Here is a 13,104-nt window from a genome sequence, read left to right as displayed (position 1 = left end):
TCGATACCGGCTTTTTCTGTGCGTTTATAGTTTTACGTTTCCCTCTTGGTCAATCTCAATCCCGTACTCCATGGAGAGTTGGCCGAATTTGCCGATAATATCCTCTGCCTGGGTGCCCATGGCCGCATAGGGTCTGCCTCGTTTGTAGGGTGCATCTCCCTTCGTCAATGCGACCGGCACAATCTTGATTTCACGCAGTTTCCCCGCCTGAAAGCGGCAGATCGGCATCACAGTCTGCCAGTAGAGCTTGTCTCCGGGAAACCCTTTCTTCCCGTCCTGGCTGCGCAGCCGGAATACTTCACTCGGCGTCAGAGTCGGATCGATGTTGAACCGCTTGTACGAATCGTTGGGAAGCTTGTAAACCAGCTCATTTTGGCCGATGAAATTGCCCAGACTGTAGAAGATCGGCCTCCCGCTGTACATCTCCATGCCGCGGAGCAAGTGCGGACCGTGTCCCACGACGATGTCTGCCCCCTCATCGACGATCCGGCGGGCAAAGCTGCGAATAAATTCGGCCGGATGCTCCCTCGTCTTGCCCTGTTCGTGCGCGTGCAGGCTGACGATCACGATGTCCGCTCTCGACTTGGCTTCCCTGACCCATTTGCAAATTTCTTCCTGATCCTGTTTGTTGGGCTCCGTTCTGATGGCGGGGGTATCAGCGGCGCGGAAGTTGGCATTTAGCGTGCCCGCTACGCGCAGATTCGTATCGGACAGCGGCAGGATAGCAGGGTCCTGCGGATCCGAGGCAAATCCAAGCCGGACGAACTCCTGACGCTGGCTTTCCAGCCCTAAGTCCAGCGCGATCTTTTTTAAGACTTCCAGCTGGTCTGCTGTGACCTCATAAATGGTCTCGAAACGCAGCGGATTGATTCCCGGACGGCCTTGGACATCAGGTCGCTGCTCTCCCGCAGACTGTTCTTCAAAAAAGGTAGAGGCGCAGGACAGCATGGCAATCGTGCCTGCGTCGGTATCGTAGTACACTGGCATGCGGGCTTCCGTGAGACTCCTTCCTACCCCTGCATACGCCAATTTTCTGCGCTCCAGTTCGCCGATTGTCGTAAGCAGGCCCTCCACGCCGTAATCCAGCGCATGGTTATTGGCACAGGAATACAGCCCAAATCCCATGTCCATGAGCTCATCGAGCACCCAAGAGTGGGCTGCAAAGTGAGCTCCGTCACTGCGGGCTGCCGGGTGGCCGATAAAATCGTTGGGCAGAACTTCCAAATTGGTAAACGCCACGTCCGATTCTTTGATCAGCCGGACCAGCTTTTTTGTCGGCTCGTCGTTGTAGACAGAGATGCGGCGGGCAATAATGCTGTCACCAGTGAGGGCGATGCTAAGGTTATCTGAGTGATTCGACATGTCTACCACCTCTTTTTGCTCTATGCTTTGTTTTGGTTGTATGCGATGTTCCTTGCGTTACCCGCTTTATTACTGCGAGCTGCCAAACAAACGCCCTACCCCGTGGATTTTCTCCAGGATGAGTATGATGATGACCGAGATAAAAATCACTACGCTGGATACGGAAGCCACGAGTGGATCATACGCGTCTTGCATGTGCGAGAAAAGTTCGATCGGCAAGGTGCGCATCCCCGTCGAGACCATAAACAGCGATACCGTCACATTGTCAAACGAGGTCAAAAAGGAAAACAGCGCACCGGACAGGATCGCCGGCCGGATCAGCGGCATGGTGATCCGCCAAAATACTTGCAGCGGATTGGCGCCGAGGATCATGCCCGCTCGCTCCAGCGTGTAATCAAAGCCGCTCAATCCGGTCAGGACAAACCGCATGACGTAAGGAACGCTAATCGTAATGTGAGCGATTAACAAGCCCGTAGACGTCCCGGCCAGCGCCACAGGTGTGAGGTAGATCAACAGGGCTACGCCAAGTACGATCTGCGGTACCGTCAGCGGCGCGGTCAGAAATGAGATCAGGTACGACTTTCCGGGCAGCTCGTATTTGGCCAGCGCAACAGAAGCCAATGTCCCTAACACCACAGAGAAGAGCGCCGTCAACAAGCCGAATTTGACACTCACCCAAAAAGCGCTGATAAATTCAGGCCGGTCAAGCAGCTTGACATACCACTCCAGCGAAAATCCCTTAGGCGGAAAACTCGGATAACTCTCCGCAGTAAAAGAGGCCGGAATCGTGACGAGTATCGGGATCAGGATGTAGAGCAAGGATAGAACGGTTACCAACAATCTCAATTTTCCCAGCACTCGCATTTAACGGAACACCTCCTTGAAACGTCCGGTCTCCATCAAGCGGGTAAAGATCGTAACAAGCACCATTGTGATAGCGAGCAGGACGTAAGAGATGGCCGAACCGTACGTCCACCGAAGCAGGTTGAGGATCTGGTCATAGGCAACCACGGGCAGCATCGGTACGTTTGCCCCGCCCATTAAGGCTGGCGTGACGTAAGCGCTCATGGATAAGCTGAAGACAAGGACCGTTCCCGAGACAATCCCCGGCAGCGTAAGGGGAAACGTAATCGACAAAAACGAACGGATCGGCCCGGCACCCAAGATCGCCCCGGCCTTTTCAAGCGATGGATCGATATTGTACAAGCTCGTCGCGATCGACAGGATCATAAACGGCAAATAGGCATTGGACAACCCGATCACAACCCCTGTCTGTGAGAAGAGAAACTTGATCGGAGAGCTGATGAGGTCCAGGGAGACGAGCAGCGTGTTGACGACTCCGTTTGGCAGCAGCAGCAAAAACCATCCAAAATTTCGCACGATGATACTGACCAACAAGGGTGAAGCGACAATAAGCGCGATGTAACCTCGTATGCGAGGGGAACATTTGGCCATCGTCAAAGCGACAGGATAACCGAGCAACAAGCAGACGACCACCGTATACAGGCTGATTTTGATCGTCAACCACAGCGAAGACAAGTAGTATGTATCTGTAAAAAACTGGATGTAATTTTGCAAACTGTAAACGGCACCCGCTGTATCCAACCCATCTGTGTCGATAAAGCTTAAATACAAGATATACAGCATCGGGACGACGAAAAATCCGACAATAAACAGAAGCAGTGGCGACAGGAGCAGAAGGGCCGGCAGGTGCTTGAGCCACTTTCTGCGCGCCGGCGCAGGCTGCTCGTCCAGATTGGGCGACTGCTGCACAAGTGGCGTCACTTCTTGATCAACATCATGTCTGGCGATTGCCATCCCGCATACACCTCGCTTCCAACCGACCACGCAGGATTAACCGCGGGGCATAGTGACTGGATCGCCTCCCCTGATAGCGAAACTTCGACTTCCCACGCCGAGCCCAAATAATTCATTTGTGTAATCATTCCCTTGTGAGCGTTGTCAAGACTCGGCTGATCTGCTGCCATGTGCAGGCTGATTTTTTCCGGTCGGATGTACAGTTTTACCTCATCCCCTGCCTGCAGGCGGCGGTCTTCACCCATGATGTTGTTGGGATCGGCTGAAACTTGCAAGCCCGTTTGGGTTTGAACTTGGATAGACTGGCGATCGATGGACTTGACTACCCCATCCATACGAGTTGATTTCCCAATAAAGTGGAAGACGAATTCCGTTTTTGGATGCTGATAGATTTCGCCGGGAGTGCCGATTTGCTCGATGTTTCCCTTGTTCATCACGACGATGCGATCAGATAGAGAGAGCGCTTCCTCTTGGTCATGCGTGACGAAGATCGTGGTCACGCCCAGTTCTTTTTGCAGGCGTTTGATTTCGATCCGCAGTTCATGGCGCAATTTTGCATCGAGATTGCTCAGCGGCTCATCCAGGAGGAGCAATTTGGGCTGGACGACAAGTGCGCGTGCGATCGCGACTCGCTGCCGCTGTCCTCCCGACATCTCTCGCGGGTAGCGCCCTTCCAGTCCAACCATTTTAACCAATTCCATGGCATAGGCGATCCGCCGCTTCCGCTCCGCTTTTTCTACCTTGTGCAGGGAAAGTCCGAAATTGAGATTTTCATAGACGGTCATGTGGGGAAAGAGCGAATAGGTTTGAAAGACCATGCCTAAATCCCGCTTATAGGGAGGCACCTTGTTCATCTTCTTTCCTTTGATGTAGACTTCGCCCTGATCGATATCGAGAAATCCTGCGATCACGTTTAAGGTTGTGGTTTTGCCGCACCCCGAAGGGCCCAGCAACGTGAGCAGCTCACCTTGCTGGATATCGAGGTCGATGCCGTTGAGAACTACATTCGAACCAAATTTTTTATAAGCCCCGCGAATCTCTACATCTGGCATGCTGACCGTTTCATTATGTGTAGGAGCCAAATGACACGAACCTCCCTTTCGCAAATCGTTTTTAACGAGGAATGTTACGGTTTGACCTTCTTCCCGAGCTCTGGCGTCACTTCTTTGGCCCAACGGTCCGTCATCGCTGCGCGGATTTCGGACAGCTTCGCAAAGTCGGGTTTAAACAGGGGATCACTCTCGTTCAGGCTGGTGACAGATGCGTATTTCTCCGGAACTTTTGCTCCCTTCAACACGGAGTAAAAACCGCTTTCGGCAACCTGGAGCTGAGCCTCTTCGCTCAGCAGGTAATTGAGAAATTCCTCCGCTTCACTCTTTCGCGGCGTGTTTTTTACAACCGTTGCGTTCATCGCCTGCATCGGAGCTCCCTCTTTGGGAATGACGAGTTTCAACGGCACGCCGGAAACAGCTACCTGAGCGATATCCGCACTGGACATCACAGTGACGTCGGCTGCCCCCTGCTGCAGTGCCGGTCTAATCTGGGTCGAATTCTTATAAAAAGTGTCGGAGTAAGCGGCCAGCTCCTTCGCTTTTGCGATACCCGGTTCCATATCGTCCAGGCTGCCGCCATTTGCCGTTGCCAGATTGTACAGAATCGTAAATCCGTTGTCGTTCGTGATGTCGGCATAGGCTGTTTTGCCCTTGTATTCCGGGCGGATCAAGTCGTTCCAGGAAGCGATCGGGGCGATGCCGTTCGCCTCGAACGATTTCGTGTTGTAAGCAGGGGCGATTACATACCCAAACACGGGGACCCCGACTTTCTCAAAAGCAGTGTAGCGATCATCTACCTGAGAAATATTAGGGATGATCGTATCATCCAACGTTTCGGCCAGGCCTTTTTGCGATGCCCGTTGAACATCCAGCGGCACATACAAAGTCAGATCAATTTGCGGCGCATTCTTCTGAAGTTCTACCTTTGATAAAATTTCACCAGACAGACCGGCCAGGTAATTGACCTTGATTCCTGTTTTCTCCGTAAACTTGGGGCCAATCTCGTCGCGGATCGTCTTCTCGATGACACCGCCGTTACCGGCAACGGTAATTTCCCGGGCGGCTCCTCCCGAAGATTTTTGTTCTTTTCCTGGTTCGGAAGGTGCAGGTACTCCACATCCCGCAAGTGCTGCCACTGAAAAAACAAGCAAGGTACTGACAAATCTTTTCATCGCTTTTCCCCCTGTACACTTTTTATGTATTTGATTGATCGCGAACCCTCTGACACCCGCAGCGTCAACGGATCGGCGGCAGTGCTTGCGCTACGCGCTGGCAGTAAGCGAGTGCGACGTTGCCCATCGTTGTGTAACCGATTTTCAAGGCGCGTTCATCGAGGTCAAAAGCAGGGTCGTGCAAGGCGGGAAAATCCCCCTTGTCTCCGCCTACCCCAAGCCAATAGTAGACGCCCTTGTACTTTTCTAAAAATCTAGCAAAATCTTCGCCGGCCAAACTGGGCTCGATGTCAGGACAACTCTCGGATCCATGCAAGCCGATGATCGTCCGCTTGACGAAGGCGGCCGTGTTCTCGTCATTAACTGTACACGGGTAACCGCGGGTGTACGTCAACTCAGATTTTGCTCCCATGGCTTGGCAGGAATAGGCGACGATTTCTCCTAAACGTTTTTCGATCTGCGCTCGCACCGCCGGGTCAAAGGTTCGGACCGTCCCCTCCAGATAAGCCGTATCGGCGATGACATTGTACCGGTAACCGGACTGGACCAGGCCAATCGTCACCACCGCTTGCTTCAGCGGATCAACATTTCGGCTGACGATCGTCTGGATCCCGCTGATAACCTGGTTGACCGCCATGATCACGTCTACACTCTGGTGCGGCATACTGGCGTGTCCGCCGCTGCCAGTAATCGTGATCTGGAATTTGTCGGATGCCCCCATCACGTAACCCGGTTTGACGCCAAATTGACCCACCGGCAGTTTGGGCCAAACATGCTGGGCAAACATCACATCCGGTACATATTTGTCGAAAACACCCTGCTCCATCATCGGCTGCGCCCCGCCGATGGGTGAAACCTCTTCGGCAGGCTGAAAAACAAGCAGGACTCTTCCGTTCAATTCCTTGCGTCTGCCCATGATGTAGTGGGCTGCGCCAAGCAGCATAGCGGTATGGGCGTCGTGTCCGCAGGCATGCATCTTGCCCGGAACGACGGATATGTAATCGTGTTTTGCCCGCTCGTGGATAGGCAGGGCATCCATATCGGCGCGCAGGGCGACAGTGGGCCCTGGCGATTCACCCTCAATGACTCCGAGGACCCCCGTCTTCGCGAATCCGGCTTCAGAGGGAATCTCCAGCTTCGCGAGCTCCTGTTGCACGATCGCGGAGGTCCTTTCTTCCTCACCTCCCAGTTCCGGGTTTCTGTGAAAGTCTCTTCTTAGTTGAATCACATATTCTTCCAAGGCTGTTCCGTTCAGTGGTTCCATGTTCCCACTCCCCCCCGTCATTTTTGGCATCTAAAACGTGAGTTTGTACAGCGAACGCGGTCTGCCTTTTTGATAAGGCTGTTCTTCCCCTGTGACCTGGGCATAATTTTCTTCCAACAGTTTCTTGATCGTCCGCTCCCCGCTCCTGCGCCCGACTTGCAGGTAATCGGCCAGCTCATTTGCGGTAAAACTGGCAAAGCGTTTCAACTTGTAAAACTCGGAAATTTTACTGATCGTCGCGACACTGATGCCTGTTTTTTCCGAGATAGCAAGCAGCTTCTGGTCATCGCTTCTGAGCGAAAAGCTCTGCGGTTCATCCTGCAGCGGGCCGATGACCACTTTCTTTTCGGTGACGATATAGGCGGATCCGGATGATTTCCTGGCGTGAAACAGCGCAATTTGCGCATTCTGCTCTGCTTCATTCGCCGTCAGGCCGTAGCCGAATCCCATGCTGACAGTGATGCCCAGCTTTGTTTTGATCTCAGACAATATCGGCATCTCGCTGCTGTGATTGGTGATGTGATTGATGCTGCCCCTGGTTCCGTAGATAATAAATTGATTTTGGCCCAGATACTGGATGGATGCATTGATGCTCTTCCCGAACTCCAGCAACAGCTGGTGCAGTTTTAAAATCACCTCCTTATCAGCGTAGTCCAACCCTGACTTGCTGTCGTTTTCAAACTGGTCAATCGAGACGAATCCCACACAGATTTGCGAGCTTTTGCTGATCATGAGTTCCCCGCGTGCCATCGCATCTTCGAGAGCGTACTTGATGTTTTTTTCGGGGAACAACATGCGAAAGGAGTTCACCCCTAATTTTTGCAGCTCGAGATGAACCGCTTGGATACTGGTCAACACGATGTCAATTTTCCCTGATTGCCACAGGTCAAAATGAAATTTGACCAGTTCATTCGTATCAAACCCTCTCTCCTCCCCGTGCATTCCCAGCCTGTAGTCGCAAACATAAACCGGTGCCGGATCGATGTTCAGCTCTTCAAACACTTTTATGGCATGATCTGCGTTTGGCAGGTCAATCGAGAGGCGCATGGAGTGCTGGTCCAGATGATAGCGAATATGGAATAACGAGAGCACGAACATGTACTCGTCAAATGGGATGTACACAGCCGGCAGCCCTTTTTGGGCAATCTCTTCTTCGGCGAAGAAATACGGAACCGGACCCGTAAAAAACAGGACGTCGCAATCGGCAGCCTCTTTTACAAGCTGCGGGCTCTCTTCCGGTTTGGAGTAGATGTATGGGATGATTTCTATTTGCGGCAGAGTCTCTTGATATTGAAGAATCCGTTTTATTAAATGGAAAGAACCAAATGCAGCTAGGCGTATGACCATGAATTATCCTCCTGAATATCCGCAGAATACGGCGCAAACGAACTAATCAATTAAGCGACATGACGTTATATGGTCGTTTAATAATGACAAAGACAAGTTTATACCATGGGAAATATTTTGTCAATTGGGTCAGTTTAAAATTATCCTATCAATCGCAAGGGTATGAAAAATAGTTGGGCTGAGGCTGGTTCGCCCGGCGTTTTGGGAGAGGGAAAAAAGAATTTTTCAACGAAAAAAATATCCTTGGCTGAAATCCAAGGAATGGCGTCCTCTCATTCTATTAGGTTTATTCAATACAACGATTTATTTAGGAGCCACCTTTTGGGCATTGCATGATGTTTCGGCAGGTTTATTTTATTTATTTGTCACAGCCAATCCGTTCGTTGTCGCTTTTCTTTCCTATATATGGTTAAAGCGAAGGTAACATCGGCAACCTTCCGATCAAAAAGATCCAAGGCATCATGCGAAGAGTTAGTGATGACTAAAGCATCACGGTCCGCCCCGTCTGCCGGCTTTCGTTTGCCGCTTCTATAAAACGCATGATCGCCAGTGTCTCCATACGGTCCACCGGAGATTGCCCGCTGTGAAAAAAGCGCATGACATGCTCGATGAGACAGGCGTAGTAAGGCTTCACGTCGGCCTGCACGTCGATAAACTGCACCGTATCCCGATGGTGGATGACAGCGCCAAATGCCTTGTTCCACGTGCGGTCGCCCCGGATGACACCCAAACGTCCATCTGCCCAAAGACCCGTGATCACGTCGCCCTCTTCGCTGCTCACAGCAGTTGCATTGACGCAGTCTTTTCCCAAGACGGCAAACAGCATTTCGACCGTGTGGATTCCATACCAAAAAAGCCCAGGGAGTGCCGGCTGAAGCGGCATGGGACCGAAACAGTACGCACCGGTAATGGGGCCATTCTCCTGCCGCTGCATGGCATTGACCAACCCGTCGGCAAAGCGAAGGGACGAACAACTCATCACCGGTACGCGATGCCGACGCGCCAGTTCAAAGATCCGCAGCGCTTCAGCGAAACTGACTGCCAACGGCTTATCGATAAACACCGGTTTGCCAAAAGAGGCGACAGCAGCAAACTGCTGCAGATGGATGCGGCCGTCGACCGAGGTCAGCAGTATGGCATCCGCTTGCTCCGCCACCTCCGCGATCGAATCTGCGATGCGAACTCCGAACCTCTCTTGCAGCGCATGCGTGATCGTGCCGACTCGTGTTGCGCTCAAGGGGAAATCAGGCGATCCGCCCGGATAGGCCACCGTTACTCTCCCGCCTGGAACGTGATAGGGATGGCTGTGATCCTGGATGATTTCTGTGAAGGCTTCGCAATGTGACGTGTCCAGGCCGATCATCCCGATCTGAAGTTCAAGTTTCCTGTTCACATGCTCCCTCCTATCTGACCTTTTCTAGTTCGTCGACAAAGCTGAGCCGATATACCTGGCGCGGTCTACCTTTGGATGAGATCTTCTCAACACCGACGATCTCCACCAGTTCAGCGTCGAGCCACTGAAGCAGAATCCGATGGGAACTGCGCAGCGTGACCCCGAGGATTGAGGCCAGTTCCTGGGCAGTGTACTCCATTTTTCCCAAGCGCGAGACTTGGGCCATCAGCTTGCTCATGTAAGAGGCAGTCATCCCCGCTTTCTCCGCCCGCATGAGCAGCTCCTCGTCTGTCACCGACAGCTCGTACACCATCGGATGGGCCATTTCTACCGGTCCGATGACGCTGCGATCTTCGCGAACGATAAAACAGATGTCGCCGCCAAATTCTTTCGCTTGGCGCAATGCCAATCTGGCATGCGTGCCCGCTTCGTTCGCCGTCTGGCCGAAGCCGATGCCGATGCTTAGCGAAACGCCCAGCGACCTTTTCGCGTCGATCAGAATCGGGATGAATTTGTATCCCCTCGTCTCCCGCTCAAAAATCCCCCGCGTCGTCACAAACATGTACTCGTCCCCTCCGAGGCTGGTCAGGTGGCCATCCAGGCAGCCGGCGTAGTCCAAGAACAGCCGATGAATTTCCAGCTTTACTTTCTGAACGTCATGTTCCGAATGGCTGCGCTCTAACAGCTGGTTGTAATCATCAATCTGGATCAGGCCAAAGACGATCTGCGACTCCTTGTTGCGCCGTTTCTCGGTCGAGAGCAAGGCGCGTTCCAAAGAGACAGAAATGTCCTGGGCCGTCGGGATTACCCACTCGTTGGGGACGTTCCGGCGGGTCAATTCATCCGCTACTGCCTTCACGCCAGTCAGCGCTCCGGCGCTTTTTCCTTGTTGATACGTTTGCAGGTGGAACTGGATCATGTCCTCCAGGCGATAGGGAACACCGTCGTAGTAGTGCATGCCCGAAGCGGGTACGCCTAACTCTGCCAACACCTTCTCCACCGCTTGGTTTGCCAGCAGGTCGATGGACAATCCCCCGATCTTGCCGGATCGGTACATGCGGAATAAAGAGCGGTAGAGGCCGGTTCCGGTCAGCGGGATATAGTGTACGGGGACGGTGAAAGACACCTGTTCCTTCGCTATTTTGTACGGGTAATAGCCGGAAAAAAGCAGGACTTCCACCTGTCCCATGATTTCCGCAGCGAAGACGGGGGCATCCCCGATCCGATTGGATGCCCGGATGACCGGGGAAAAGTTGGGAAACGATCTGAGGGTTTCACGGATCACCTCTACAATGGCCGGAGGGCCAATTACGCCAATCTTGATCGAATTATGCATCCGATCCACCCCCTTACTGTTAAAAGAACAGGTCCTTCACTGTCTTTCCGGCGAGGATCACGAGAAAAATGAGCGCCAATGCGGTAATCACGTTCTTGATCGGCGTATTTTTCAGGTCACCCATGATTTGCTTGTCGTTGGCCAGGGCAAACAGGGCCAGTCCGATCAAAGGGACGACGATGATCGTGACAGGCTGTGTGACCAGGATCAGCTGCACCGGGACTTTCCCGAACACGAGTGCAACGATGCCCCCAAGCACCATCACGGCCATAATAAAGTAGCGGACCGACTTGCTGCTCAATTGGCTGCCAAAACCGAGTGAATCTGCCAGCATCACCCCGCCGATAGCCGCGTTTCCCGTTAAGGATGAAAATGCCGCGCCCCACAGACCGATCATGAAGATGATAGTTGCTCCGTTCCCGAATAGCGGCTCCAGCGCCTTGCCCATGTCTGTCGCCGTATTTACCTCGATCCCTTGCGGCTTCAGCACCGCAGCTGCGCTAATCATGATCAGAGCAGAGATCAGTCCGAGCAGGATGATACCCGCGTAACTCTCACGCGAGCCTTCCTGCACGTTGGCAGCCGTCCATCCTTTCTCCTGCACGAGATACGATTGGTAGAGGGCACCGACGACTGTGAAGGTGGTGGCAACCAGGCCGACGATCAGCATGGCAGAACCGGTTGGCACTTGCGGGACAAGTCCGGAGAGAATGCCGCCCAGGCTTGGTTTTACCATGATGACGGTACATAAAAACGAGAACAGCATGATGGCCACCAGAACCAGCATCAACTTTTCAAGAATTCGGTAAAAATTGCGGAAGAATAATAATGAAATGGCCAAGAGCGTAAAAATGACTCCCCATGCCTTTGTCGAAATGCCCGTCAAACTGGACAGAGCCACACCGGCGCCGATCACATTTGCTCCCTGAAAGGTGGAAGTGACCAGAAAACAACTCAAGCCCATGACGATTGCGGCCGCCTTTCCCCATTTTTGCCTGATCGTGGCCAGCAGAGATTGCCTTGTCGCCATGCCGATTCTGGCGCTCATTTCGGTAAAAGCCATCATGAACAAGACGGAAATGACGACGACCCAGAGCATATTGTAACCGTACATGGCCCCCATCTTAGAAGTAAGTGTCACACTGCCGGGGCCGACGACCAGGGCGGCCGTGATGATGGCCGGCCCCAGTGAGGTGATCCACGATTTCGCTGATTTCTGCATGTGCACGGGTGAATTGGATTTCACTTGCGGCTGTTCCATGAGAAGCATCCCCTCTCTTAAGTCACTGGATGATTAATCAGAAAGCCATTTCTCCAAGTGTCGTTTGACGAATTCATCGTCGTTCAACTGCGGATATTCGCAGTACACGCGGTCGATCTCCTCCATTTGGCCTGGCGAAAGATCTTCCTCTGGATTGAGGCACCAGCGCCCCGCAAGCAAGCCCTGCCGCCTGAGCACCTCATGTATCCCGGCGATGCAGCCGTGAAATTCATGCGCCGGATCAAAGAATGCGGCGTTGGCGTCTGTAACCATCACGCCCTCTTGAAGCAGTTCATGCACCCCCGCACCGCTTTTTTTCGCGGCTTTGATCCGCTCTAGCAGTTCGACGGCTTTTCCCGTCCACACGGCCCAGTGGCCAAGCAATCCGCCGACGATGCTCTTCTCTACCGGTTTCCCATTTACCAGAAACCGAAAAGTGGTCAGCAGATCCGCGACGATATTGTCGTCATTGCCGGTGTAGAGGGCAATTTGCTCCACACGGCTGGAATGGCAGACCGCTCTTGCGACATCGAGCGTCTGATAGCGGTTAAAAGGCGCCATCTTGATCGCCATGACGCCGGGAATTTCGGCAAACTCCCGCCAAAACGAGTAGCTGAGCGGTCTTCCTCCTACGGAAGGCTGGAGGTAGAACCCGAAAACGGGAATGACCTTGGCGATTTCCTCCACCCTGTGAAGCAGCTCAGACTCCGTCCAACCATGCAGTCCGCCCATGCTGACAAGTCCCAGATCATAACCCAGCTTTACCGCCAGCTCCGCTTCGGCCAGCGCCTGATCCGTCGGCCCGCAGATCCCGGCCACCTTGATAAAGGAACCATCTGCTCCGGCCCGCTCAACTTCTTCTGCCGCCATCCTCAGAACAGGTTCCAACAGGTTGATCTCCTTGTCCCTGATCTCAAATTGTGTCGTGTGGACGCCGACAGCCACGCCGCCAGCGCCTGATGCGAGGTAGTAGCGCGTCAATGCCCGCTGCCGATGTTCGTCCAACCGGCGGGAGGCGTCGAGTGCCAGCGGATGGGCCGGGATAACCACTCCTTCATGCAGGCGCTTGTAGACGGCAGGACGCAGTTCGCAGACCATG

The 13,104-nt window shown here is 53.3% G+C and carries 12 protein-coding genes; 1 reads left to right on the top strand and 11 read right to left on the bottom strand.

Annotated elements, in window-relative coordinates; genetic code table 11:
* Nucleotides 1-24: 24 nt before the first annotated feature.
* The 7 genes from ACI7RC_RS19035 to ACI7RC_RS19005 all read right to left on the bottom strand — a co-directional run bounded on the left by ACI7RC_RS19035 (nt 25) and on the right by ACI7RC_RS19005 (nt 8,015).
* The gene (locus ACI7RC_RS19035) at nt 25-1,362 is read right to left on the bottom strand and encodes a CapA family protein (RefSeq protein WP_408109792.1); all 1,338 of its coding nucleotides are present in this window, start codon (nt 1,360-1,362) and stop codon (nt 25-27) included.
* A gap of 69 nt (nt 1,363-1,431) precedes the next feature.
* On the bottom strand, nt 1,432-2,226 hold the full coding sequence (locus ACI7RC_RS19030; protein ID WP_408109791.1) for an ABC transporter permease: 795 nt from the start codon (nt 2,224-2,226) through the stop codon (nt 1,432-1,434).
* On the bottom strand, nt 2,227-3,180 hold the full coding sequence (locus ACI7RC_RS19025; protein WP_408109790.1) for an ABC transporter permease: 954 nt from the start codon (nt 3,178-3,180) through the stop codon (nt 2,227-2,229).
* Nucleotides 3,144-4,232, bottom strand: a complete 1,089-nt coding sequence (locus ACI7RC_RS19020) for an ABC transporter ATP-binding protein (protein WP_408109827.1) — start codon at nt 4,230-4,232, stop codon at nt 3,144-3,146. Before ACI7RC_RS19020 ends, ACI7RC_RS19025 begins: the two co-directional genes overlap by 37 nt.
* Before the next feature lie 74 nt (nt 4,233-4,306).
* Nucleotides 4,307-5,404, bottom strand: a complete 1,098-nt coding sequence (locus tag ACI7RC_RS19015) for an extracellular solute-binding protein (RefSeq protein WP_408109789.1) — start codon at nt 5,402-5,404, stop codon at nt 4,307-4,309.
* Between the two features lie 64 nt (nt 5,405-5,468).
* Nucleotides 5,469-6,668, bottom strand: a complete 1,200-nt coding sequence (locus ACI7RC_RS19010; RefSeq protein WP_408109788.1) for a M20 metallopeptidase family protein — start codon at nt 6,666-6,668, stop codon at nt 5,469-5,471.
* A 30-nt stretch (nt 6,669-6,698) separates the two neighbouring features.
* Nucleotides 6,699-8,015 carry a transcriptional regulator gene (locus ACI7RC_RS19005; protein ID WP_408109787.1) on the bottom strand — a complete coding sequence of 439 codons (1,317 nt, stop codon included), beginning with the start codon at nt 8,013-8,015 and terminating at the stop codon, nt 6,699-6,701.
* A 169-nt stretch (nt 8,016-8,184) separates the two neighbouring features.
* Between ACI7RC_RS19005 and ACI7RC_RS19000 the strand changes: the two genes are divergently transcribed.
* Entirely contained in the window at nt 8,185-8,439 is a 255-nt protein-coding gene (locus ACI7RC_RS19000) for an EamA family transporter (RefSeq protein ID WP_408109826.1), read from the top strand.
* A gap of 57 nt (nt 8,440-8,496) precedes the next feature.
* On the opposite strand, the gene ACI7RC_RS18995 is transcribed toward ACI7RC_RS19000, so the two are convergent.
* The 4 genes from ACI7RC_RS18995 to ACI7RC_RS18980 are packed head-to-tail and all read right to left on the bottom strand — an operon-like array spanning nt 8,497 to nt 13,103.
* The gene (locus ACI7RC_RS18995) at nt 8,497-9,408 is read right to left on the bottom strand and encodes a Gfo/Idh/MocA family protein (protein WP_408109786.1); all 912 of its coding nucleotides are present in this window, start codon (nt 9,406-9,408) and stop codon (nt 8,497-8,499) included.
* Between the two features lie 10 nt (nt 9,409-9,418).
* On the bottom strand, nt 9,419-10,744 hold the full coding sequence (locus ACI7RC_RS18990; RefSeq protein ID WP_408109785.1) for a GGDEF domain-containing protein: 1,326 nt from the start codon (nt 10,742-10,744) through the stop codon (nt 9,419-9,421).
* Between the two features lie 19 nt (nt 10,745-10,763).
* The gene (locus ACI7RC_RS18985; protein ID WP_408109784.1) at nt 10,764-12,005 is read right to left on the bottom strand and encodes an Nramp family divalent metal transporter; all 1,242 of its coding nucleotides are present in this window, start codon (nt 12,003-12,005) and stop codon (nt 10,764-10,766) included.
* Between the two features lie 33 nt (nt 12,006-12,038).
* Nucleotides 12,039-13,103: a dihydrodipicolinate synthase family protein gene (locus ACI7RC_RS18980; protein ID WP_408109783.1), complete on the bottom strand. Its 1,065-nt coding sequence runs from the start codon at nt 13,101-13,103 to the stop codon at nt 12,039-12,041.
* Nucleotide 13,104: the final 1 nt, after the last annotated feature.

Origin of the sequence: Brevibacillus sp. B_LB10_24 (assembly GCF_046036945.1) — a bacterium.
Taxonomy (GTDB): domain Bacteria; phylum Bacillota; class Bacilli; order Brevibacillales; family Brevibacillaceae; genus Brevibacillus_C.
The sequence above is the reverse complement of the archived record's forward strand: the minus strand, read 5'-3'. Positions and strand labels throughout refer to the sequence as shown.